The sequence below is a fragment of the Nostoc sp. NMS9 genome (assembly GCF_017114995.1).
Lineage (GTDB): Bacteria > Cyanobacteriota > Cyanobacteriia > Cyanobacteriales > Nostocaceae > Nostoc.
On sequence record NZ_JABXKL010000108.1, the window covers coordinates 64,484 to 89,175 of the forward strand.

Sequence of the window (24,692 nt, forward strand, 5' to 3'; positions counted from 1 at the left end):
AGTTTATTTATACTCTGATACGGAGCTAGCAGCGAAAGTCGGCTAAACCTTAATTAGAATTGATAATTTTTTACTTTGTTGAAAATAAATTTTCATCTAGAGTAGGACAAAGATACCTACTGTTTACCACATACAAAAAAGCTAGCTGAAGCCTCTGGCTCATAGCTATGGGAAACCAAGCTTGATTCTTAAGAGTCTGGTTTCAAAATGGGTAACAGCAACATCCCCTATCAGCTCGATCACCTATGCTAAAAGTTATGCACTCGGCCGCGAACTCAGCCACTCCTAATTCCCAGTGGGAGGACTTAATCAAGCTTCCAGCCCCAAACACAGTTCAATGGGACAATATCAAAACCCAATTAGACTTGGTGCTGTTGGCGCTAGAAACCTTAACTGGGATTGGTTCAGAGGCTATGCTTTCGGCGGCAACCGATCTGAATTTAGAGTCAAGAGTGCCAGACCGCGTAGCTTTATGGCGATTGCGCCAATCAAATCCTCTACGCAAAGGTCAAGGAGGGCGAAAAAAGCTAGATGTCGAAGAAGCGCGATCGCTTGTTTTGATCATCTGCTATCTAGCCAAACAGCACCAGGAATTGATTCGCCGCGCTGTCGGTCTGTTAGAACAAATGGCAGAAAATAACCGGGAACCTCACCAGGCTGCTTTACTTGGAGACTATATTGATGCTTTTTGCAACACCTACCAAGAGCGGATGGAAGAGGACGAGCAAATCTCAACGGATTTACTAACCAACCTGGCCCTAAAACTGCTTGTAGATTTACTTTTTTACAGCGCTCCTGGTGGGCATCGCCGTCTCTGGCTAGCACTTATAGACCGTTCAACAAAATTTTAAATTTTAGATTTGAAATTCTTCAACCAAAATTTGCTCATGAAAGTTTGCTAGGTCAGGAAACCTTTTTGATGGTCATGAGCTTCTTGGGCGATGCACTATCAGCAATGCTTCCTACTTGCACACCAGTTTGCACAACGAAAGGAACCTGACAAATTTCTGAGTCGAGGAATCCACCGTTCCAACTTTTCTTTGGAAGCAACTGGCTCGATTTTTTACAAAATCCCAAATAGTCTTCTTCGCAGTTCCTGTCATGCCTCTATCAAATTCAGTTATTCGTTGCTACACACCACCGACTTGCACGCTAGAAGTATTCGCACAAAGCTCACCTCTGTCTCGTTGGATGGGGAAAACTGTCCTCAAACATCTGAGTTTTGAGCTACGTTTTGACGATCCCCGACTACCAGAAGAACAAAGAGTTCCAATTCGGGGCGATCGCGAGCAACTCGAAGCTTTATGTGATGCTGTCACCAACTATGTACAGCAATTCCTCCAACAGTCTCCAGAAAGCTTTTGGGTCAGTTTCTCCAGTACCCAAGAGTCAAGCACAGCACTGGGTGAGCCGGAATTAAAGTCTTCAACAAAAACATTAAATGCTTTTAGTACCCAGATTCCAGGGGCAAATATCCACTTAGAACCAAGCAGCTATTTAACTCACAACTTATTTCTTGGTTCTCTTGCCAACTATTCATCTGGCCCCGTAATTCAACTCAGTTTGCTGCAACTATTCGATTTGGCAAGTGCTTTAGATGAATACTCAACTGATGTCATGGCACTTCCAACTCTCAACAGCACAGGTTCGACTCTGAGGTTTCCTGCTTGGGCGCCTATTGCCGCAGTATTAGTATTAGGTGTAGGTTTTTTACCAGTTACTTGGCAATATGCTAACAACATTAGAGAAAAGCAACAGCAGACAGCTAAAACATCAGATTCAGCAGCAGTAAAGACTGCTCTAGAACCTTCATCCTCACTAAACTTTCCCACGCCTGAACCTGGACTAACCCCTCCATCAAATAATTTGCTAGGTTCTACCCCTCCACTTTCCACATCCACTTTACCCCAAGCACCTCTAACAGCCCCTAGTTCTAGTAGTTTCTCTCCACCGCCACCAAATGCATTGACAATACCTCAAGGGACGACTGCAACCCTTCCTAGTAATCGAGCGATGCCTCCGGCGAGCTTCTCTACGAGACGCTCCGCGAACGCTAACCCACCATCCAGCAAAATCCCAGGCCAGGAAATTGCCATATTACCAAATCTGGGACAGAATCCAACCGGGTCAAGTCCCCAAGCCGGCGCTATCCCTCAACTGCGGAATTTGCCACCCAGACTATCTTCTAACGCCAGTAGCTTACCACCTAATATTTCACCAGTCCTGCCTCCATCTCTTGACACCATACCTAATAATAATCGTGTCAATACCCCAACCCAACCCTCCCCACTAACCTCACAACAGTTAGACGAAAGAATCAGTTCCTTACAGCAATCTTCTGCTGGAGAGAAACCTACTTCACAATTTCCCTCCTCTAGAACTGCTGCTAATAATCCATTTATCGATCAATTAGGGGACGCAGGTAAAAACCCCACATCCAGAGAAGTAGCTACTGGCACATTATTTGACACACCTCAAGTAGCAGAAGCTAGAGAATACCTAACAAAGCGTTGGCAACCACCTACTGGACTGGGACAAACATTAGAGTACAGTTTGATAGTTGGTGTTGACGGCACAATTGAACGAATTTTTCCCCTTAATAAGGCAGCAAGAGAATTCGTTGATAATGCCGGGATGCCTGAAGTTGGCAAACCTTTTGTTTCCGCCAATAAAAATGGACAAAATGTCAGAATTCGAGTTGTTCTCAGTCCTGATGGCAAGGTACAGACTTTTCCAGATGAATAACTAAACTCATCCTTTTAATGCCACTTATCAAACTGGTACAAATCTTGTGCCAGTTTCTACTTACTACAATTGCTCTTGAGCTTAACTATTGAAGTCCAGTTATGAAACTGGTCAGACTATTGATACCAGTAAACCTACCAATAAATATAATTACTGTTAACACCAATTCTCTAAAACTAAACTATAGATACAAGTCTGAAAACCCAGATTAAATCTTACGCTTCTTAATTACGAATTAAGAATTGGTATTAATAACTCATATCAAAAGTAGGAAATATGCAAACAATTGGTACCCAAAAAGATAGTGCAGCTTGGGTTATTCAAACTTGGGCAGCTTTTGTGATTTCTATTTCTATGACCACCTTCGGTATTGTAAACTTACCTGTAAATGGCTGGGTGAAAGGCTTTATGGGTATGGGTATGGCTTTCTCTGTTGGCTCAACTTTTACTTTGGCAAAAACTACTAGAGACTTGCATGAAACTAGAAGATTAACTGCTAGGTTAGACGAGGCAAAAGTAGAAAAATTGCTTTCACAACACGATCCTCTAAATTTAAAATGAAGGGAGTTAGCCCTTACAGTGAATTCAAAATTATCCTTGCATCAGAAATTAACTACATAACGAAAAACAAAAGGACTGGATATACCAGTCCTTTATTATATTGATTTAACGTTTTTATCTTAATAACGAGATTTTTTGGTTTTTAACTTTTGCTTTTTACGCCGACGTTCGCTAGCAGCAACTGCATGTTCCACCGGATAACCCACTATAGGAATTACCTGATATTTGCGGTCGTCTTCTAACTTTCTCAGTTCAGTGTAATCAACCCAATGAATGCAATCAACCGGACAAGTGTCAATTGCTTCTTGGATAATTTCTTCAGCGTCCCCATCTTGCCGAACCACGCGCGATCGCCCGTAATCTGGTTCAATATAAAAGGTATTACGGGCAACATGAGCGCAATGCTTGCAACCAATACAGGTGATTTCGTCAACATAAACACCATTTTGGCGTAGCACACCACCCAATTCCGGTTCTAAACCAGAACGTTCTGGGGCATCCCGTAAAAAACCCCCTAATTCTGGTTCCAAACCGGAACGGTTATCTTCTTGTTCTTCCGGCGACGGCAGAAAATCAGCCATTACGCACTCCAGCGCTGTACTACTAGGCGAATTGAACCATCTTCATTTTTTTGTTGTTCAGAGACTTGAAAACCAACACGAGCGGTTTCTTTGACAACTGTTTGATAAGCATAGCGCTGTGTTACTTGGCGCAAAAATCCGTCTACAGACAGGTCTTGCTGCCAATATTGCAAGTCAGCCACCAGTTCATATTCTTTCCCATTCCATCTAAAACCGATGTCATAGCCATTTTCCTGCTCAATACTAACTTCCGCAGGATGGGTTTGACCGCGATAGCCACGGACTTCGCGTGGGCCGGGTTTCCAGTCTACGCCCAATTCAGTCAAAGCATCTTTCAAAGAATCAAGGTTACGGATTTGAGTCTTAATTTGGCTAAAGTGTGACATGGTGGTTGTGAATTAATAACACTAAACTACTGTGAAAACTTACCAATCGCTGTAAGTGGTGTGTGTATTCGCCACATTAGATTGCTGCACCTTCGCGGCGAAATATTCTGAGGTTGGCTCATGATTAAGTACTTGCCCCAACTGTGCCTCTATTGCTGCTGTAACTTCAGCGCAAGAAGCACCCACAATACCAGTGACTTTCTCTTGTACCCGACCGTCTGGATAGATTATGAACTCTAATGTCTCCATTCTTTTGGCCAACCAGGATAAGTACGCTTGAATTGTACTGCCTTAGCAGAAGGCTATAAGTATAGCCGTAGGAACATTTTTACTTAGATATTAGATACAAACTTGCCATTTGTTAACTAATGTTCCATCTTTAAACATATATATCTCAGAATCTTTACAAAACTTATTAATATTATAAGCACACACATCAGTATTTAGTTAGTTTCTCTTAACCTCATTGATTAGTCAAGATAACAACTGGAGCTAGCGAAGTAAGCTGCAAAAGTCCTAAAAATAAGCATTAGAGGTAGTATAGCCAGCAAGATAATTCACAAAAATATAAAATTTATTGAAAAACTTTATTCTTACCATTCGAGCTAACTTATTCTTTTCCAAGTAGGTTGGATGCATTGCAGTATAAGCCTAAAGCAAGATAATGGGGTATACGTAGGTATTGTATTAGGTCATTTGATATAGTTACTTTAGCTGGCATCTGGTGTAGAAGGATTTTTAGAGTGCGCTCGCTGAAAGCGTTGGCGCAGCCATCGCTATTTTCTGCCTCTGCCATTGGTGAGATTTATCAACCTCAACTCTAGATATAGAAGTCCTAATTGAATCTTCCTCAGTATACAGAGAAGTAAAGCTTTGTATGTCAAGCTTCTAGGCAGCTTAGTTGTTCAAAAATCAAATAGTAGTCCTATAGTTAAATATGTACAAATTTGCCCCAGCTTGGGAGAAGGAGCAAATAGTCTTTGGTGCTGCGCGACCTGGATACACTGACAATAATGTTCAGGATTGGATAGAATTCATGAAGCGCCAAAATATCAAGCGTGTTTGCTGTCTTCTTGCTGAACAACAGCTAGCTTCTTACTCTGATCTTCTAAACATATACAAAGAGGAATTTGGGAATCAGCTAGTTTGTTGGGCACCAATTGCAGATTTCCATCTATCTGATTTAGAAAACCTTACACAGAAAATACTTCCTTTCTTAATAGAAGCCGATAAACAAAATGAGAAAGTTGTTGTACACTGCTCTGGTGGGATTGGACGTACTGGACATGTGTTAGCGGCATGGCTAGTTAGTGTCCGAGGATTATCAAATCAAGCTGCAATAAACGCTGTCAAAAGAACAGGTAGAAATCCTTATGAAGCTGCGAGCGCTGCTGTGTTTAGAGGTAGAAATCCTTTGACAGTTATAAAAGAACTTAACGTGCTTCTCAATGATTGCCGTCTAGCAGTGCATAAAACATTTTAAGTTTACTATTATCCTGCTTAATCAGTCCTTTACGAGGGAAATTTTATGGCAATGATTCTAGATAAAGTAGTTCCTTTTGGGAGGTCAATGGATGAATATATAAAAATATTCAATTTAACAAATGCAGATTTAAATAAAAGCATCATTGGGATTGGGGATGGGCCGGCAAGCTTTAATGCAGAAATGACACGTCAGGGTAAAAGTGTAGTTTCTGTTGATCCACTCTACCAATTTTCCGGTGATGAAATATTGCAAAGATTTAATGAAGTGGTAGATAACATCATTAACCAAATCAAGGCGACATCGAATGATTGGGTATGGAGCTATCATAAATCCCCTGATGATTTGCGACACAATCGAGTGAAAGTTATTCAAGAATTTTTGTCTGATTATGAAACTGGCAAAAAGATCAACAGATACAGAGTTGGTGAATTGCCAAAATTGGCATTTAATAATCAAGAATTTGACATAGCGCTTTGTTCACATTTACTGTTTTTATATTCAGACCATCTCGATTACGATTTTCACCTATATTCTGTAGATGAGATGTTGCGTATTGCTAAAGAAGTCCGAATCTTTCCTCTGATAACTTTAATGTGGAAAGATTCACAACATTTAGATAAAATCGTCAAATATTACACTTCAAAGGGTTACAAAATAGATATTGAAAAGGTTGAATATGAACTACAGCCTGGTGGAAATAAAATGTTGAAGATAACCAGATATTTTATATAATTCGTATTCATCGCGCTCAGTTTTTCAATAATTTTTAATGCGATCATGCTTTCAGCTATATGTGTAATATGCTTAGGCGTAACCTAAACTAGACATGGCTGTTTACATTACAGCAGGCGATCTCTAACCTGCTTTAACACCACAATAATTACACGATTAGTTCTAGATTGATATTTTTTTCAATCCAGGCGATACCTTTGGGGAGAATTACACAGAAACGATTCTCATAATGGATAAGTGCTTCATCATCTAATGCTTTCAAAATTTGCGTTCTATATCTACTTATATTTGTATATCTAATCCATTTCGTCAAGTCGGAATCACTAATTTTCTCTGGCTGTTTGTAGTACAGAATAATTAAAGTTTTGTTTTCAGAATTTAGTTTTGTATTTTGAATTCGTATAAAACCATCAACTTCTGTTATTAAAGGTATTTTTGTTTCGTTAATGCTTGCAACAATTTTTCTTGCTTCATCAATACTATTAGTATGATAATTACGTATAAGTTCAATTAAAATCCAGTCTGCTGAATGTGCTACAAGTAGAGAATCAGAGTAGTTTGGATCTACTTCCCCGCCCACATGAGCAACATTCCTTTTATTTCTAATATCAAGAAGAACTCTTGTTAATTGAGGAATAAAAAACCGGATACCCTCTGGTAAATTCGTGTTGGAAGTAACACGATTGATTATTTTCTGAGTATCTAATTGTTTTCCAAATGGTGTAAAACTACCCGTATCTATAAATTCAATTAAACGTAGAATACATTCACTGAAACGAGCAGCATTTAATTCAGTTGGACGAAACTTTTTTAGAAAAAAGTTTTGTTTAATATTTTGATACTCATTAAGCAATACAATCAGAATATCTTTTGGCAGCTTAGAAGATAAAGCTGTTTCAATATTGGATCTTTGAATACTCACAATTTCTATAGTTACTGAACAGTATCTTCGTTAAGCCATTCTTCGACAAGACTTTCAGCTTCAGATGTAAGATAATATAAATTTTCATGAGTGCGACCAAAGTATTTGCTGTAGTCTTTGGTGTTAGTCAAGGCTTTTGTAAAATTATCTTTTTTCACTGAAACAGTTTGATATCTTTTGGTAAGGTACTCATATGCTAATCCTGGTTTCACAGCGTCTTGAGTTTTCAATTCTTTGATAATGTCGTATAAGGCAAGAAGGGCATACTTAACGCCAGTATCTAATTTTCTTACATCGAAGCTGTCAAACCAGGATGGTAATTGAAGCCACTCTTCGATTTTTTGAGTTTCTTCTTTTGTTATCCGAGAACTTCGACTAGAATTCTTCCTAGTTGACTTTGAATACTTAAAACCAATAACATCTTGGTTTTGCATTTCTACAAGAATTTTATTGACTTCTGCACGTCCACTAGGATTAACTTTAAAAGTTCCATCAGATTTAATAAAGAAACGGCTTGCAATATCATTAAGATGTGTTGAATAATTTTGATCATATACTCCATTTGTTTTAGCAGCTTGATTCAAATGTTCCTTATTAGGAACTGGTTCTTCGTGAAGGATGTTATAAGCCCAAACATAAAGTAAACTAAATCTTTGTTGTTGAGCCTTTTTGTTCTTGCCCTTGTAATCAGGGTTAATTGAAATAAGAATACCCTGTCCATCTTTTTCAAAGTAATTTGAAGGGACATTAGTTTCAATATTACTTTGAACCGTAGTATTAATAATTCCTTCCTGCAAAGGCTTATCATAGCTGGACTGTGCTTCTTCTAGTGGTTTCTGAAAAGGAGGTAAGACATGCTGTTGTTCGCGAGTTACAACACGCTGAGAATTTGTCACTTGAGTTAAAGGTACGTAACCCCCCATAACAGATGCAACTTTATCAATTGAAGTATCAGTAAAAGATAAACTGACCTTCCTTGAATAATGGCTATCCGATTGTTCTTCTTCCAGAGAAAAATTATTCATAGAAGCAGAACTAGGTTGAGGTATATTCATGAGAGTTCCACAACTGAGGCACTTACTTTTACCCTTAAGTAGATAAGCACCACATTCTAGATTTAGGCATTTTACTTGCTGCTCACAACTAACACAGAAGTTATACACCTCATTAATTGGAACATTACAATATGAGCAGTTCTGCACGACTTTCTCTTCTTAATTTTTCTTTATGTATTTAATAGTGAACACGTAGCTTCTATGTAATTAGTCATGGTTGAGCGTAATTATTACACTGACAATCCCAATTAACACGAATATCCCAAGATAACCTTAAAAGTACTACTAGAACAAGTGCGTAACCACTTTTTGATAAAAAAGGCATCTATCAGCCTCATAAACCAGAAAAATAAGGTGTAATTAACCTTTATAGCTATCAAGAAAGACACTAAACACTAAAATTTGTCAACTCAACTCCACAAATTGGCTATGAATTCAGAACAAGCGAACAAAACAATCCGCATTGGAGTATGGTTTCGACGGATTAGCACAAGCTGCTGCCAAGGTACTTACTGGCAAACGGAAAATGATTTTAGCCGTAGCAGTAGATTAAAAAGGCTACGCTTACCCTGCTGATGGTTTAAATACTGAGTTTCCTTTTACTCTGATTCAAATTTATGCCAGAAGTCTATTGACTTCTAGTAAATCTCTTGAGAAGCTAATAGTTAGATTTACTAATTAATAGAAGTGCATCAAACTTGTGACAACACTGACGGGAAAAATAAATCGATCGCAACCTCCTAGCGAACCAAAACCGTTGATTTTGGAAACTCAGGGACTCACACGCCGTTTTGGGAAGTTAACCGCAGTTAATAACCTGAGCATATCTGTGGAACAAGGCGAAGTATTTGGACTGCTTGGCCCCAATGGTGCAGGGAAAAGTACAGTTATTAAAATGTTGACAACCTTACTGCCTATCAGTGCAGGCAAAGCAACCTTAGCTGGCTATGACGTGACTAGTCAATCTAATCCTGTAAGACGGGCTATTGGCTATGTACCCCAGGCGCTCTCTGCTGATGGTAGTCTCACGGGTTACGAAAATCTTTTAATCTTTGCCAAGCTGTATGGCATACCTGCCAAAGGACGCGATCGCCGCATCTATGAAATTCTAGAATACATGGGTTTACAAGATGCGGCGAAACGTTTGGTACGAAACTACTCTGGGGGGATGATCCGCAAGCTGGAAATTGGCATATCAGTTCTACATCAACCCCAAATTCTGTTTCTTGATGAGCCGACTGTCGGACTAGATCCCATCGCTCGAACTCAAGTATGGCAGCTTGTATTACAACTCTGTGCTGATTACGGTACAACTATATTTTTAACAACCCACTTTTTAGAAGAAGCGGACAGCTTATGTAACCGAGTGGCGATTATGCAGCAAGGTGAAGTCGTTACTACAGGTACACCAAGCAACTTAAAAGCTTCTTTAGATAATCCAAATGCAACTTTGGATGATGTCTTTATTCACTATACAGGCGACCAGTTAACATCAGGAGTGAACTACCGTGACACAGCAAGAACAAGACGTACTGCTCAACGGTTGGGTTAAAGCACCGCCTACTGTCCGAGGAAATTCGCTCTCTGCAATTAAAGAGCTAGTCACAAAAACCCTGGCGATCGCAGAATTGGAAATACGTAAACTCCGCCACGATCCCACTGATTTAGTAGTTCGAGCTGTGCAACCAACCTTATGGCTGCTGATCTTTGGGCAAGTTTTTGCCCGCACTCGCGTGATTCCTACAGGAAACTTACACTATTTGGACTTCATTTCTGCTGGTATCTTGGCTCAGAGTATTTTGTTTGTGGCAATTTTTAGTGGTGGAATGACGCTAATCTGGGAGCGAGATTTAGGGATTGTACATAAATTTTTAGCTAGTCCCACACCCCGGATGGCAATGGTGTTGGGCAAAGCCCTGGCATGTGGGGTGCGATGCTTATCTCAGGTAGTATTCATTTACGGATTGACATTTCTATTGGGTGTCAAACTAAATCTTCATCCCTTAGCTATCCTCCAAGTACTAGTGGTAGTCATGCTGGGGGCGGGAACATTTTGCATTTTTTCATTAATCATTGGCTGTTTGGTAAAAAGCCGAGAAAGGATGACGGGTATTGGACAATTGTTAACCATGCCGTTATTTTTTGCGAGCAATGCCATCTATCCGATTTCGTTGATGCCCAGTTGGTTAAAGTTCATTTCCCATTTAAATCCCTTGACTTATGAGGTTGATGCCTTACGGGGCACCATGCTGTTAAACGGCACTAGCATCTATGGCTTTGGTCTGGATTGTACAATTCTCTTATTAACATTAATAATCTTAGCCATCATTGGTGGAAAACTTTATCCACGGGTGGCGATGTAATCAGGAGAACAACAAGCCCATGACCTTGGATAAACCTAATCAAGGTGCAACTTCCGAAGAATGTGCCGCTAGAGTAATGGAAACAGTTCCATTAGTGATGCGGTTTATCCGAGCGGATATGCGTGCCCATAGTGCCGCTTTTTTATCTATACCTCAATTGCGATCGCTAGCATTTATCAACCGTAATCCTGGTGCTTCATTATCTGACTTAGCAGAGCATTTAGGTGTCACCTCTGCCACGGCATCAGCAACCATAGAACGCTTGGTACAACGCGACTTCGTGAAACGGATTGCTCATCCTCAAGAGCGGCGGCGGGTGCTGCTCAATTTAACTGAAGATGGAAAACATCATCTCAAGCAATCCCAAGATCAAACTCGCACTCATATTACCGATCTGCTGAAAGGTCTTACAGAAGACCAAATTTCCAACATTGAAGAAGGCTTAACTCTACTAAAAAATGTCTTCGAGAAAACAGAACTCAAAGCCCCATAACTTTGAGGTTGCACAACACGATCCCTTTGCAGCCTTGAAGTTTCGAGACTATCGGCTATTTACCATTGGACGGCTAGTGCTGTCTGTGGGGTCGCAAATGCAAACTGTAGCTATCGGCTGGGAACTCTATGAGCGGACTAACTCAGCGATAGTTCTTGGTGGTGTGGGACTGGCGCAAGTCTTGCCGATGATTGCTCTCACCTTCATTACCGGACATGTGGCAGATCGCCGCGATCGCAAACTCATCATGTTACTGTCAGTGATGCTGCTAGCTCTCTGTTCGCTAGCTTTGGCAGTGCTTTCTTATACTCATGGTGCAGTTTTTCTAATTTACGCCTGCTTGGTATTAACAGGTATCGCTAGGGCATTCCTCAGACCAGCCAGTGATGCTCTGATGTGGCAGTTGATACCTGTGAATGCGTTTACCAATGCAGCAACTTGGAATAGTAGTAGCTTTCAGTTGGCTGCTGTTATTGGCCCAGCCTTGGGGGGATTCGGCATCGCTTTGCTAGGAAGTGCTACAGGCGTATATGTACTAGCAGCGATCGCCGCATTGCTGTGTTTTATTTTGACGCTGGCGATTAAAGAGCAAAAAGGTATTCGCTCAACTGAGCCAATCTCATTCAAAGCACTTGCAGCTGGTGCTAAGTTTGTTTGGCAGAATCACTTGATTTTAGCAGCGATTACATTGGATATGTTTGCTGTATTGTTGGGTGGTGCGATCGCGTTGCTACCCATCTTTGCCAAAGATATATTACATGTAGGGCCAGTGGAATTGGGATACTTACAGGCAGCCAACTCCATCGGTGCTTTGACTATGGCGATTACCCTAGCGTATTTACCACCGTTACGCAAAGCAGGCCCGGCCTTATTGTGGTCAGTGGTTGGCTTTGGCGTTGTCACAATTATCTTTGGACTTTCTCGTTCATTTTGGCTATCTATGTTAATGCTGACTCTTGGTGGCGCACTAGATAGTATTAGCGTTGTGATTCGCCATACATTAGTTCAAATCAGAACACCGGATCATTTACGTGGTCGGGTTGCTGCTATTAATAGCGTGTTTATCAGTGCCTCGAATGAATTAGGGGGCTTTGAATCAGGCTTGACTGCTGCTTTATTTGGCCCGGTAATTTCTGTTGTGGGTGGTGGAATTGGCACAATTGTGGTAGTGATTGCTACGGCTATGATTTGGCCAGGAATTCGGAAGTTAGGGGCTTTGCAAGAGTATAAATAACAGTACTTATCTATTAGACATCTAAGTCTTCGATAGATAATAAAAATCCCACCCTATGTAAAAGCTACAACATTGTAATTATTATCTCTTACTGGGGTGGGATTTTTGTTTAGCGAAAGTTGTACATCGCGTAATTAGAAGGTAGACAAGCCCAGAATTTTGGGATAATTTCTAACTTAAATTCACCCTTAAAGTTATGTAATTGGCACTAAGCAATTGGGAAACCACCGCTACTAGTACCAAAATTTGGTATATTGGCATCAGTTGGTATTCCATACTTAGCAAAGTCGAATGTGTCAGCTGTTGGTATACCAAAAGCGCCTCCAGGTGCGAACGGATCGCTGAGGTTGCCAGGATGAAGGCTATCAGAGGCGTTACCAAAAAAAGAACTTGCATCAAATGCCATTACAGTTAATCCTGCTATTAGGACATAAATTTTGCTTAATCAAGAAATGTCAAGAAGGCACAATGAAGCTTCCTTCGTAACTTTTTTATTGTTTTTTAAAATGGCTAATCTTGACTCTTTCGGACTAAATTACAGAGTGTTTTCATAAAATTTACTGGACGAAACAAACCTGTAATTAACGGTATCTATGCAAATAAATATAATATAAAAGCTAACTTATTTTTATAATAAAAAATCTTTAGATGCTTGTGTCTAATCTTTAGATAATTTCCCTATTATAATTTACAAGGTAAGATCATTAAAATTGGTATAAATCGGACTTGATAAATGGTCATCATGAGTAAAAAGACAACAATGCTGCTTTAAAAATTTCAATAAACAGAGTGCTCGTATATGTCAAAAATGTCAGTAGATCGAAAAGTTTTCCAAAAGTCTTACCAACCATTTATTCCATTCATTTTAGTTAGAGAACATCATTTACTGAAATCCTTATGGCTACTATTGTTACTCAAACTCAACTTCAAGAGTTGCATCTAGGCGATCGCACATATATTATGCTGCTGATTGGGATATAGAAGATTCTGACTAGCGACAAAATAGGCTGGAAAGAACTCCTAGCAATGCGTTGTAGGAGTTCTTTCATCCGAAAATTTATTCCTCCAGGATTTTAGAGATTTTTTACTTGCAGTTATATACAAATGTTCTCAAGTAAGTTATTATTCTCATGATGATTTGATAGTAATTATAGTTAATAAGTTTATTCATGCTTTTTCCCTTTTTGATCATGTTCCGAGAGGGCGTTGAAGCTGCGCTTGTCGTGGGTATCATTGCCAGTTATCTCAAGCAAACTGGTCGTACCCATTTGATGAAGTCAGTCTGGATCGGAATTGTACTAGCGACTTTTGTATGTCTAGCAGCTGCGATCTTCTTGCAAATATCTAGTCAAGATTTTCCCCAACAAGAACAGGAATTATTTGCAGCTGTAATTTCCATCGTGGCGGTTGGGGTTCTCACCTGGATGGTTTTCTGGATGCGCCGTGCTGCTCGTTCGATTAAAGGTGAGTTACAGTCCCAAGTTGAAGCTGCCATTCAATCGGGTGATAAGGGGGGCATAGCACTAGTGGGGATGGCATTCTTTGCAGTACTGCGGGAAGGTCTGGAAACAGTAGTGTTTCTGCTGGCCACGTTTCAGCAAAATTTGGGAATTCAAGCTCCTGTGGGGGCATTGTTTGGATATGCAGCCGCAGTAGCCGTCGGTGTAGGCATCTATCAGGGTGGTATCCGTATCAACTTGAGGCGATTTTTTAAATGGACGGGAGCCTTCATTATATTAGTTGCCGCTGGACTCTTAGCCAGTGGGGTGAGAGCCTTTCATGAAGCGGGAGTGTGGAATTCATTGCAAACAGTGGTATTTGATGCTAGTGGGATACTTCCCAATAACGGGTTTGTTGGTTCACTTTTGGCAGGATTTTTTGGCTATAACGATGCTCCTACTGTAAGTGAGGTGATCGTTTATTTTGGCTACCTAATTCCTACCATGCTGCTGTTCTTGTTAGGCGGTAACGCTGGACAGAAGACTACCGCAAGTCATTCCTAGCAACTTCAATAATTTTTAGGAAAATATACAATGAAAAATTTTTTAAAGCACTCAACAATTATCTGTCTGATTGCCTTGACAGTAGCTGCCTGTGAATCCAATAAATCAAGTGATACTTCCGGGAGTAGTTCGCCTGAAGCTAAAACTGTAGCTAGCGATACCTCTGCTAACAATTCTGCAGAAACTGCTTTGACTGTGACAGATAAAGGTTGCGAACCCAATCAGCTGACAGTAGCATCTGGGCAAAACAGTTTTGTAATTACCAATAAAAGCAGCCAACCTCTAGAGTGGGAAATTTTGTCTGGGGTGAAAGTCGTAGAGGAACGAGAAAATATTGCTCCTGGCTTCGTTCAGAAAGTCAAAATCAATCTAGAACCAGGTGAGTATGATATGGGTTGCGGTTTACGCAGCAATCCCAAAGGGAAACTCAGTGTAAAACCTGGACAAGGAGATTCTCAAGCCAAAGGGACTGTAGATCAAGGTCAATTAGTAGGTGCGATCGCGGAATACAAAGTCTACGTCACCAAAGAAACTGACCAACTGGTGGCAGACAACAAGAACTTCACGGATGCTGTGATTGCTGGAGACCTTCCTAAAGCTCAGAAACTCTATGCCTCTACCCATGTCCACTGGGAACGCGCAGAACCGATAGCTGAACTTTTCTCCGACCTCGATAAAACGATGGATTCCCGTGCTGATGACTTTGCTAAAAAAGAGGCCGATCCACAATTCACTGGATACCATCGCATAGAGAAAGCTTTATTTCAGGACAAAACGACAAAAGGCATGAAACCCTTTGCCGAAAAGCTACAGAAAGATGGACTAGAGCTACAAAAGCGCATTGCCACCTTGACCATTGAACCGAAAAATATGGTTGGCGGTGCTGCTGGCTTGATTGAAGAAGTGGCTGCTACCAAAATTTCTGGAGAAGAAGACCGTTACAGCCATACTGACCTCTGGGACTTCAGCGCTAATGTAGAGGGTTCTCAAAAGATTGTGGAGTTATTGCGCCCCGTTATCCAAAAAGCTAACCCAGATTTGCTAACACGTGTAGATAGCAATTTCAGCAAAGTTAACCAAAAACTTGCTAAATACAAAACCCCTGATGGTGGTTTTGCTACCTACGACAAGGTGAGTGAAACAGACAAGAAAGACATGAAAACAGCAATAGCCGCCCTTTCTGAAGATTTGTCTCAGTTACGCGGCACTCTGGGCGTTAACTAATTGATGCAGAATTCCTAGAGGAGTAAATTATGTCTATCACAAAGCAACCAAGTTTACGCATTACTCCCAAGCTCGGCCGTCGTGATTTGTTAATCGGCATGGCAGCAGCAGGTGGAATAGCAGCTTTGACGACTTTGGGTTATCGTACTCTTCTGGGATCGCCTCTTGACCCATCTGAAGAGGTCGTGCCGTTCTTTGGGCTTCACCAAGCAGGTATTCTTACCCCTACTCCGGCTGCTGGTTTGATGGTCGCATTTGATACAACTGCTACAAATAAAGTAGATTTAGTGCGGTTGTTCAAAACTTTAACTGAGCGCATCCAGTTTCTCATGGCAGGGGGAACACCCAAGCCGCGCGACCCTAAATTTCCCCCCAGTGATTCGGGGATTATGGGCCCGAACATTGCTCCCAATAATCTGACAATTACCCTAGCTGTGGGTAACTCACTGTTCGATAACCGCTTTGGACTCGGCAACTTGAAACCCAAGCGGTTAGATACGATGCCCAATTTTCCCAATGACCAGCTTGACCCAGATTTATGTCATGGCGATATACTGTTGCAATTCTGTGCCAATACTGAGGAATCGAATCTCCACGCTTTACGCGACATCATTAAGAATTTGCCTGACTTGATAACTTTGCGTTGGCAAATAGCGGGATTTCTGCCGCCAAATACCCACAAAAAACAAGGCAAATCTACGGTACGTAACCTGCTTGGTTTTAAAGATGGGACGGCAAATCTAAATGCTAGTGACGACAAATTGATGAACCGGATTGTCTGGGTACAGCCAAATAATGGTGAACCCGCTTGGACAGTAGGAGGAAGCTATCAAGTGGTGCGAGTAATCCGCAACTTAGTCGAACGCTGGGATCGTACACCACTACAGGAGCAAGAAACAATTATTGGGCGCAATAAGGACTCTGGCGCACCTTTGGGGATGAAGCACGAGAAAGATATTCCCAATTACGATCAAGATCCTAAAGGTAAACAAATTCCTCTAGATGCTCATATCCGCCTTGCTAATCCACGTAAATCAGAGTCGAGTTTGATTCTGCGGCGTGGTTTCAATTATTCACGCGGGTTTGACAAATCTGGACAGTTAGATATGGGTTTGTTGTTTGTTTGTTTTCAAGCTGATTTAGAGAAAGGGTTTGTGACAGTGCAAAATCGTTTGAAAGGAGAACCTTTGGAGGAGTACATTCGCCCCATTGGTGGTGGATATTTCTTCGCTTTACCTGGTGTCAAAGCTGAAGGAGGTTATCTCGGTCAGTCATTACTAGAAGCATCAACAGTGTAGATTTATCTTTAATTTTTAATTTTTTGAGGGTGGTTAGCAGGTTGTAATCACAAAGATTCTGCAAAAGTGATCGTGTCACTTGCAGATTTCCCATCTGCTAACTGCACTCTTTTCGCCTAATAGTTACTGCGATCGCAGGTATTTAAAATTGGCTCAAAACAATCTTAGTTATGATGGTAGATATCAGCCTTGTTTCTGAGCCACAATATTGAATCCTAGATCGTTTTGATAGGTGAGCATGATAAGCAATAACCTTGCGGTAGAAGCTGCAAAAGGTTTTAACTTAGGAGACTTCGATGAATAAGGAGTCGCCTTTTGTAGAAATTGACGGATTGCTCTTGTATAAACAAGAGTGCAAGACTCCAGAATTTTTAAACTCATCTTTTTGTATACATCTATTTGGTGAACGAGTTATCGTAGATCACTATGTACTGTTGTTTCCTGATTCAGAAACTCTCACAGACTACGCTAACACTCTGGTCAACTATGATGCCAAAATCACCGAAGGGCCAGGAAAATGGCCCGATGATTTTTGTCCAGAGCAAAACCTATTACCTGAAGATGCAAGCATGTACTTTCTTTCAGCCTTAATGCCGTCAGGCATGATTTTGGTACTGCTTGCGCCTAACGCACCAGATGAACAGATTGCTAGCTTATTCCAGGAGCAAGGTTTTAATACTGTCCATCACGTTGCCATTATTGTTGATGATATCTATGCAGCAGCAGAAGTATGGCAGAACAAAGGCTTTATTCCTCTCTCTATGACTCCTCAAGAAGATGGCTCCTTATGCCAATGGTTTTTCCGTAACTGGGCAGGACAAATTATAGAGCTAATCTGCCGCCGATGGATGGGTAAAGAGACTTTTTCCTGTGAGAATATCGCTGGTTTACGCCTTTCAGAATTGGCAGCCTAAATTTATAATTCGTAATTCGTAATTCGTAATTCGTAATTATTTGGTCAAGTATGCTCCCTGCGACGGTGGTTAGCAGCTTGTAATAATAGAGATTCTGCAAAAGCGATCGCATCAGTTGCAGATTTACCACCAGCTAACTGCGCTAGTTCTTCCCGGCGCGTGTTTAAATTATCCAAAGTAGTAACTCTGACAACGGTACGCTGTTCGGCGTTGTCATTGTTGGCTTTTTTACCTTTGCTTTGATTAATAGTTTGCTTGTCTACGCGAAAATGCCGATCGGCCATTGCCGCAACTAAAGGTTGATGGGTAACACATAATACTTGGTTGCGTTGACTTAGCTGGTATAACTTTTCCGCGATCGCTTGGGCTACCCTTCCCGAAACCCCGACATCAATTTCATCAAATACCATCGTCCCGGCCACATCAACCTGAGAAAAACAAGCTTTCAGCGCCAGTAAAAAGCGGCTCATTTCGCCACCAGAGGCAACTTCTGTTAAAGGTTGCAGTGGTTCTCCGGGGTTGGAACTAAATGTAAAGGTAATTTTATCTGCTCCCATCGCAGTTGGAAAAGCTGGTAATATCTCAACCAGAAACTTCACCTTTTCCATCGCTAGGGGCTTGAGTTCAGCTATCAAACGCGATTCTAAATTAGCAGCCGCCTTACTCCGCAATTGAGTTAACTGATTACTTGCTTGGGTGAGTTTTTCAAAACACGCCTTCTCTTGCTGTTCCAGACTTTCGATAGATTGTTCGCTGTCGTTAAGTTGGGCTAATTCTGCTTGGATACGTTGGTAGTAAGCGATCGCTTCTTTTAGTGTCGGCCCGTACTTGCGGCAAATTTGCTTTAATTCTTGAATCCGTTCTTCCACCTCTTCCAACCGATGCGGATCGGCTTCCAAACCGTCCCCATAAGCATTAATTTGCCTTCCCACTTCCATTACCGCAGCTTGCGCGTCTCGCACCAATTCCAACAGATATTGTAGTTGAGTATCATATTCCACCATGTGATTTAATGTCGCCTCACTGTCTCCCAATAAATCTGCTGCGGCGGGAGTTTCATGATCATTTTGATACAAAGCCTGATAAACTTTGTAACTCATCTGTTGCAAATCAACGACATGATTCAGGCGTTCCCGTTCTTGTCCCAACTGTTCCAATTCATTAGGCTCACTAAGATTGGCTGCTCCCAGTTCTTGCACTTGATAAGTGAGCAAGTCGAGTTGTTGTAACCGTTCCCGTTCTGATGTCCGGCGTTTTTCTAGTGCTAAATGCGCCTGTTGGTAACTACTAAAGCTCGTGGCGACTTTATGGCGCTGCTGCATCAAGGAGTCGCCGCCATACAAATCTAACCAGTCCCTGACTTGGGCTGATTGTCCCACTTGTACAGTTTGACCTTGGGCTGTGATTTCCACCAAGCGATCGCGCATTCCTACCATGATCTGCCGATTTACCAACACACCATTCACCCGCGATCGACTACGGACATTACTCGCAGTGGCTGTGATTTCTCGGCTAATGACTACAGAATTTTCATCAAGCAAATCTATTTCTTGTTCAGTCAACCAAGCGGCTAGAGGGGCATTTGAGGTGAAAGTAGCTTCAACCATCGCCCGACTTGTCCCCGTGCGAATGACTCTACTAGAGACTTTACCGCCCAAAGCGGCATCAATGGCATCCAAGATAATCGATTTTCCAGCGCCGGTTTCACCTGTTAACACATTTAGTCCCGCGCCAAACTCCAATTCCAGTTGGTCAATGAGGGCAAAGTTTTCAATTCGCAGGCAAAGCAACATCAAGCCAAATTCTCCATGAGGGCAGATGCCAGATACTTCTAACTTACAAGACAATAAGTATGATCTTTCAGCAACTAGCAATACCTACTACTATTGAACTAGTATGCCCGTTTAAGTGTAGCAGACCTATTAGTACTAGGGAGCAGGGGGAGATGAGGAAGAAATAACCAATTCCCAATCCCCAATTTCTAAACATATTGTTACAATACTTAATGTGATCGTTCTGACTGGTGGCCTTCTTCATGATTGTTAAGACACTTCCCCCTAGTTCCCGACCGATTCAGGAGGACAGTCGCAACGGCACAAATCGCCGAGGCGACGAACTGGATATTATTGATGTAGTGCCGGAAGATGCTACATCAAGCTTAGTTGTAACCTCACCAAGACTCTTAGCAGCCCAAAAGGTGAGGACAACAGCCCAACCTGAGACGCTTTACGATCCCGTGGGCATAGCGGCGCATTACCAAAATAAAAAAGTGCAAGTTTTACGGCGGATTTTTGCCGTGTTGGGGCCGACTCTATCCTTTGCTTTTGGATTGTGGTCGGATAGTAAACGGGGAATTGTTGTCAAAAATGACCGCCGCCGAGCCACTCAGCTACGAGTATTGCTGACCCAATTAGGGCCTGCTTACATCAAAATTGGACAAGCTTTATCCACCAGACCGGATCTAGTTCCTCCCGTATACCTAGAAGAATTAACTAAACTACAAGACCAATTACCGCCTTTCCCCAACGAAATTGCTTACCAGTTTATCAAAGAAGAATTAGGCGCACCTCCAGAAGAGGTTTACGCCGAACTCTCGGCCCAGCCAATTGCTGCGGCTTCATTGGGGCAAGTATATAAAGGTAAGCTAAAAACTGGCGAAGAAGTCGCTGTTAAAGTTCAACGTCCCGACTTAAGAGAGGGGATCACCATTGACTTGTATATCTTGCGTAACCTCGCCGCTTGGGTGCAGAAAAAGGTTAAACGGGTAAGAAGTGACTTAGTTGGGATTCTTGATGAATTAGGCGATCGCATCTTTGAAGAGATGGACTACATCCATGAAGGTGAAAATGCCGAACGCTTTTTTGAGTTATATGGTCATATAAAAGACATATACGTACCGAAAATTTACTGGGAATACACCAATCGTCGCGTCTTGACAATGGAGTGGATTAACGGCACGAAATTAACCCAGACAGAAGAAATTAGCGCCCAAGGGATAGATGCTCGTTATCTAATTGAAGTGGGTGTGCAGTGTTCCCTGCGCCAGCTGCTAGAACATGGATTTTTCCATGCCGATCCCCACCCTGGTAATTTGTTAGCGACAACCGATGGCAAGTTAGCTTATCTCGACTTTGGGATGATGAGCGAGATTAAGCCACCACAGCGTTATGGTTTGATTGAAGCGATCGTCCACGTTGTCAACCGCGACTTTGAAGGATTAGCAAAAGACTACGTGAAATTAGATTTCTTATCACCAGAAACCGATTTAACACCAATTATCCCAGCTTTTGCGAGAGTTTTTGCTGATGCCCAAGGAGCCAGCGTTGCCGAACTCAACATTAAAAGCATCACCGATGAACTATCAGCTTTGATGTATGAGTATCCTTTCCGCGTACCGCCCTACTACGCCTTAATTATTCGCTCCCTTGTGACGCTTGAAGGTATTGCAATATATATAGACCCAAATTTTAAAGTTCTCAGCGAAGCTTATCCCTACGTTTCTAAACGCCTGTTAACAGATCCAGCACCGCAATTAAGAGCATCATTGCAAGATTTGTTATTTAAAGATAACAGATTTCGCTGGAATCGCTTAGAAAACTTGTTAAAAAATGCGCGTAATAGTCAAGACTACGACTTGAATTTAGTGCTAAATCAGGGGATAGAATTTCTGTCATCTGAACGCGGTGCTTTTATTCGTGACAAACTAGTAGATGAATCTGTTAACGGACTCGATGCTTTAGGTAAAAATGTTTTGCATAACTTTACCTCCTTGTTGCGAGAACGGGTAGGATTGACAGCAGTCAATAAAACTCCAGCGGCTACAGTTGAGCAACAACAAACCTTGGAGCATATCAAACATATATTAGGTATTCTCCGAGAAACAAGAGGCTTTGACCCAGTGCAACTTGCATCCCAAATTGCCCAGTTATTGGTAAATTCAGATGTACAACGTTTAGGTCAACAAATTGCCAACCGCTTCACGCAGAAAGCTGTAGCCAGGTTAATTCGGCAATTATTGGCATCCTAGTAAAAGTTATGAGTTAAAAACTTTATTTAACTCATAAACCATTCATTCTAGCAACTATATAACCCAACTCTTCTAGCTTTTCTAAGACCTTAGTTGCACTTTCAGCAACGCTTTCCTGGTTAGTTTTGCATTCGACTTCAGGACAGAGTGGTATTTCATAAGGATCATCAATACCAGTAAAGTGCTTAATTTCTCCTGCTCTTGCTTTTTTATATAACCCTTTTACGTCTCGTTGTTCACAAACTTCTAATGATGCGTTGACGTAAACTTCAATGAAAAATTGAATACTTTGGCGCACTTCTTCCCGAATTTCACGGTACGGTGAAATTGCCGAAACCAATACAATTACATTATTTCTGGCAAGAAGGTGAGCTACAAAGCCAATGCGCCGAATATTCTCCTCTCGATCCTCTTTACTGAAACCCAATCCTTTGCATAGGTTTTGACGTACTGCATCACCATCCAGAACTTCAACTCTGTATCCCTGTATCCGCAGTTCCTTCTCCACGAATTGACAGATAGTAGTTTTACCTGCACCACTCAGACCAGTGAACCATACTGTCACACCACACTCTTGTTGTCTCATCCTACTTTCGTCGTACATTTTAAATGGCACACCAAAAAAGCTTTTTTAGGTAATTGTGGGTCAAATAGTAATTTTATTTTTATAATCTTTTTTTAGCAGGAATTTCAGCCATTGCAAGGTAGCCCGTGTCAGCCTTGCTACTTTTACCTCTACTGATTTCGAGTGAAGGAATCGCATAATTATACGTATTTAGGCTAAATATTTAATACAAAAGATGTCCATGTATACGACGGGGTACACTTATGCATTTTCTGAACCCTAACAACGCAATTCGCCGCTAGAGTAACAAAACTTGCTGATCAAGTTTTCAAATTATTGAAGTTTTAACTAATTTTTACATTCAGTATATATACAGTTTATTTTTAAACAAAATAGTCTTTATTATAACAGTAGATTACAAAATAAGATTTACCACTAGGACATTATAAAAAAACTAAGTTCAAAATATCTGCAAAGTTATATCCAGTGCAGCTTTATGGCGGCACAACCCATTATCTGGGGGCGATTCCTTTAGGTGCTGTTTCTGGTACAGGCTTGTTTATTGACAATGATGGCACGCCTAGTGGTCTGTCCCATTAATTCTGATGGGTTAATAAAACGAACCGCAAAGGACGCATTCGCGCAGCGTCTCGTCAGAGAAGAGTGCGAAGTTAAGAGGTAAAGAAGAGAAATTTAAAACTAATTCACCTCTCAAAACTTTTGCGATAGACCACTAGTACACTTTGGCATAAATTTGTTCACCTTTAACCAGTTGCTCTGAGCAACTTGTCTGCTTAATTGAGGTAATAGCTGGATTTACGCCGTGCTGTACTAGTAGTTTGTGCCAGTAATTTTCGAGGTTCGTAGTTGGTGATTTACCGCTCAATTTTAAGACCTAGAGCGACTGAGTATATTTTGTATTTAACTAAGTCTAAAGTTCCTCAACAAAATTTGAAATTTAATTGAACTGATTTATGTTGTCCACTTTTCCCACTACTGCCCCAGAAGAGAATAACTTAATTCAATGTGATGCCGATCAGGGATTTATCTCCTGGCTGAGTCAAGCCAGAGGCTCAGTTGCCATCACTACCTACCAAGCCGGAAAACTAGCACTAGTAGGCTGGAATGGGGAACAGATAACCATGCTGTTACGCCAATTTTCCAAACCAATGGGATTGGCAGTGAATGGTTCACGACTGGCACTGGCTAGCCATCATGAAGTCTGTTTATTAGCCAATGCCCCCGCCTTAGCTTATGAGTTTTTAGAAGACCAACCCGGACGCTACGATGCCCTTTACCTACCACGGATGGCATACTTTACAGGCGACCTGAATATTCACGACCTGGAATTTGGCAGAGAAGGGCTGTGGATTGTCAACACCCGTTTTTCCTGTCTTTCTGCCTTAAGTCCAGACTTTAGCTTTGTACCGCGCTGGCATCCCAAATTTATTTCTGAAGTTGTTCCAGAAGACCGCTGCCACCTGAATGGGTTAGCGATGGTGGATGGCAAACCCAAATATGTGACTGCCCTCGGTGCGACAGATACCGTCGGGGGATGGCGACCAGGTAAAGCCAACGGTGGGGTCGTAGTGGAAGTAGAGAGCAATGAAATTGTTTTAGATGGATTATCAATGCCCCATTCCCCAATTTGGCATGACGGGTTTTTGTGGTTACTCAACTCTGGTGCAGGGGAAATATGGCGCATTCATCCAGAATCAGGAGACAAACAAGTAGTCTGTGTACTCCCTGGATTTCTGCGAGGGTTGTGCTGCGTCGGGTATTACGCCCTAGTCGGACTATGCCAGATTCGGGAACGGCATATTTTCGGAGGGTTGCCCATAACCCAACGGTTTGAGAAGTTGCTCTGTGGTGTGGCAGTTGTGGATTTGCGAAATGGGCAACAGGTAGGGATGCTGAAGTTCACCACAGGCTGTCAAGAACTTTATGATGTACAGTTTCTTGCTGGTGTGCAGCGTCCGATGGTTTTGAATCAAGAACGAAAAGAAATCCGCCAAGCATTTACTGCACCAGAGTTGAATTATTGGCTGCGACCGAGTGCAGTGATTCCTAATGACTAAGGAATCTGTTTAATCAGACCGTAAT

23 protein-coding genes are annotated in these 24,692 nt (G+C 41.6%); 15 read left to right on the forward strand and 8 right to left on the reverse strand.

The window, feature by feature from the left end; all coding sequences use genetic code 11:
- The first annotated feature begins 245 nt into the window (after positions 1-245).
- From HWQ40_RS34970 to HWQ40_RS34980, 3 genes are all read left to right on the forward strand, one after another.
- Positions 246-851, forward strand: a complete 606-nt coding sequence (locus HWQ40_RS34970; RefSeq protein ID WP_069069205.1) for a DUF3038 domain-containing protein — start codon at positions 246-248, stop codon at positions 849-851.
- Between the two features lie 250 nt (positions 852-1,101).
- Positions 1,102-2,745: a DUF4335 domain-containing protein gene (locus HWQ40_RS34975; RefSeq protein WP_292787150.1), complete on the forward strand. Its 1,644-nt coding sequence runs from the start codon at positions 1,102-1,104 to the stop codon at positions 2,743-2,745.
- A gap of 276 nt (positions 2,746-3,021) precedes the next feature.
- Positions 3,022-3,306 carry a YiaA/YiaB family inner membrane protein gene (locus tag HWQ40_RS34980; protein WP_104905732.1) on the forward strand — a complete coding sequence of 95 codons (285 nt, stop codon included), beginning with the start codon at positions 3,022-3,024 and terminating at the stop codon, positions 3,304-3,306.
- 119 nt (positions 3,307-3,425) lie between these two features.
- On the opposite strand, the gene HWQ40_RS34985 is transcribed toward HWQ40_RS34980, so the two are convergent.
- From HWQ40_RS34985 to HWQ40_RS34995, 3 genes are read right to left on the reverse strand one after another with little or no spacing between them, the layout of a single operon-like run.
- On the reverse strand, positions 3,426-3,887 hold the full coding sequence (locus HWQ40_RS34985; RefSeq protein WP_292787154.1) for a ferredoxin: 462 nt from the start codon (positions 3,885-3,887) through the stop codon (positions 3,426-3,428).
- Positions 3,887-4,273, reverse strand: coding sequence for a DUF1257 domain-containing protein (locus HWQ40_RS34990; protein ID WP_012406942.1), 387 nt, complete (start codon positions 4,271-4,273; stop codon positions 3,887-3,889). Before HWQ40_RS34990 ends, HWQ40_RS34985 begins: the two co-directional genes overlap by 1 nt.
- A gap of 39 nt (positions 4,274-4,312) precedes the next feature.
- Positions 4,313-4,522, reverse strand: a complete 210-nt coding sequence (locus tag HWQ40_RS34995; protein WP_012406943.1) for a DUF2997 domain-containing protein — start codon at positions 4,520-4,522, stop codon at positions 4,313-4,315.
- A gap of 688 nt (positions 4,523-5,210) precedes the next feature.
- Here HWQ40_RS34995 and HWQ40_RS35000 point away from each other — a divergent pair.
- Positions 5,211-5,756, forward strand: a complete 546-nt coding sequence (locus HWQ40_RS35000; RefSeq protein WP_292787156.1) for a dual specificity protein phosphatase family protein — start codon at positions 5,211-5,213, stop codon at positions 5,754-5,756.
- Between the two features lie 45 nt (positions 5,757-5,801).
- The gene (locus HWQ40_RS35005; RefSeq protein ID WP_292787159.1) at positions 5,802-6,491 is read left to right on the forward strand and encodes an SAM-dependent methyltransferase; all 690 of its coding nucleotides are present in this window, start codon (positions 5,802-5,804) and stop codon (positions 6,489-6,491) included.
- A 148-nt stretch (positions 6,492-6,639) separates the two neighbouring features.
- On the opposite strand, the gene HWQ40_RS35010 is transcribed toward HWQ40_RS35005, so the two are convergent.
- A complete protein-coding gene (locus tag HWQ40_RS35010; protein ID WP_292787161.1) occupies positions 6,640-7,413 on the reverse strand; it encodes a hypothetical protein in 774 nt (257 codons plus the stop codon).
- A gap of 11 nt (positions 7,414-7,424) precedes the next feature.
- Positions 7,425-8,468 carry a hypothetical protein gene (locus tag HWQ40_RS35015; RefSeq protein ID WP_292787164.1) on the reverse strand — a complete coding sequence of 348 codons (1,044 nt, stop codon included), beginning with the start codon at positions 8,466-8,468 and terminating at the stop codon, positions 7,425-7,427.
- Between the two features lie 700 nt (positions 8,469-9,168).
- On the opposite strand from HWQ40_RS35015, the gene HWQ40_RS35020 reads away from it, so the two are divergent.
- Genes HWQ40_RS35020 through HWQ40_RS35035 form a run of 4 tightly spaced genes read left to right on the forward strand, consistent with a single transcriptional unit; the run spans position 9,169 to position 12,558 of the window.
- Positions 9,169-10,020: an ATP-binding cassette domain-containing protein gene (locus HWQ40_RS35020; RefSeq protein WP_292787167.1), complete on the forward strand. Its 852-nt coding sequence runs from the start codon at positions 9,169-9,171 to the stop codon at positions 10,018-10,020.
- Positions 9,977-10,831 (forward strand): ABC transporter permease, encoded by an 855-nt coding sequence (locus HWQ40_RS35025; protein ID WP_292787170.1) that lies wholly within the window; start codon positions 9,977-9,979, stop codon positions 10,829-10,831. The genes HWQ40_RS35020 and HWQ40_RS35025 overlap by 44 nt, the downstream gene beginning before the upstream one ends.
- Before the next feature lie 19 nt (positions 10,832-10,850).
- Positions 10,851-11,324, forward strand: a complete 474-nt coding sequence (locus HWQ40_RS35030) for a MarR family transcriptional regulator (RefSeq protein ID WP_292787173.1) — start codon at positions 10,851-10,853, stop codon at positions 11,322-11,324.
- Positions 11,290-12,558, forward strand: a complete 1,269-nt coding sequence (locus HWQ40_RS35035) for an MFS transporter (RefSeq protein WP_292787176.1) — start codon at positions 11,290-11,292, stop codon at positions 12,556-12,558. The genes HWQ40_RS35030 and HWQ40_RS35035 overlap by 35 nt, the downstream gene beginning before the upstream one ends.
- A 208-nt stretch (positions 12,559-12,766) precedes the next feature.
- Here HWQ40_RS35035 and HWQ40_RS35040 read toward each other — a convergent pair whose 3' ends face one another.
- A complete protein-coding gene (locus HWQ40_RS35040) occupies positions 12,767-12,964 on the reverse strand; it encodes a hypothetical protein (RefSeq protein ID WP_292787179.1) in 198 nt (65 codons plus the stop codon).
- 763 nt (positions 12,965-13,727) lie between these two features.
- Here HWQ40_RS35040 and efeU point away from each other — a divergent pair.
- The 4 genes from efeU to HWQ40_RS35060 all read left to right on the forward strand — a co-directional run bounded on the left by efeU (position 13,728) and on the right by HWQ40_RS35060 (position 17,997).
- The gene (efeU, locus tag HWQ40_RS35045; protein WP_292787181.1) at positions 13,728-14,561 is read left to right on the forward strand and encodes an iron uptake transporter permease EfeU; all 834 of its coding nucleotides are present in this window, start codon (positions 13,728-13,730) and stop codon (positions 14,559-14,561) included.
- A 30-nt stretch (positions 14,562-14,591) separates the two neighbouring features.
- Positions 14,592-15,785, forward strand: coding sequence for an iron uptake system protein EfeO (efeO, locus tag HWQ40_RS35050; protein WP_292787184.1), 1,194 nt, complete (start codon positions 14,592-14,594; stop codon positions 15,783-15,785).
- Positions 15,786-15,814: 29 nt separating this feature from the next.
- On the forward strand, positions 15,815-17,083 hold the full coding sequence (gene efeB / locus HWQ40_RS35055) for an iron uptake transporter deferrochelatase/peroxidase subunit (RefSeq protein ID WP_292787187.1): 1,269 nt from the start codon (positions 15,815-15,817) through the stop codon (positions 17,081-17,083).
- Between the two features lie 296 nt (positions 17,084-17,379).
- Positions 17,380-17,997: a VOC family protein gene (locus HWQ40_RS35060; RefSeq protein ID WP_292787190.1), complete on the forward strand. Its 618-nt coding sequence runs from the start codon at positions 17,380-17,382 to the stop codon at positions 17,995-17,997.
- Between the two features lie 44 nt (positions 17,998-18,041).
- Here the strand turns inward: HWQ40_RS35060 and recN are convergent, their stop codons facing one another.
- Positions 18,042-19,790: a DNA repair protein RecN gene (gene recN, locus HWQ40_RS35065; protein ID WP_292787193.1), complete on the reverse strand. Its 1,749-nt coding sequence runs from the start codon at positions 19,788-19,790 to the stop codon at positions 18,042-18,044.
- Between the two features lie 242 nt (positions 19,791-20,032).
- Between recN and HWQ40_RS35070 the strand changes: the two genes are divergently transcribed.
- Complete coding sequence (locus HWQ40_RS35070) at positions 20,033-22,024, forward strand: AarF/ABC1/UbiB kinase family protein (RefSeq protein WP_292787195.1); 1,992 nt, start codon at positions 20,033-20,035, stop codon at positions 22,022-22,024.
- Positions 22,025-22,055: 31 nt separating this feature from the next.
- On the opposite strand, the gene cysC is transcribed toward HWQ40_RS35070, so the two are convergent.
- Entirely contained in the window at positions 22,056-22,628 is a 573-nt protein-coding gene (gene cysC, locus HWQ40_RS35075) for an adenylyl-sulfate kinase (protein ID WP_292787197.1), read from the reverse strand.
- Positions 22,629-23,563: 935 nt separating this feature from the next.
- Here cysC and HWQ40_RS35080 point away from each other — a divergent pair.
- Positions 23,564-24,667, forward strand: a complete 1,104-nt coding sequence (locus HWQ40_RS35080; RefSeq protein WP_292787200.1) for a TIGR03032 family protein — start codon at positions 23,564-23,566, stop codon at positions 24,665-24,667.
- Positions 24,668-24,692 lie beyond the last annotated feature (25 nt).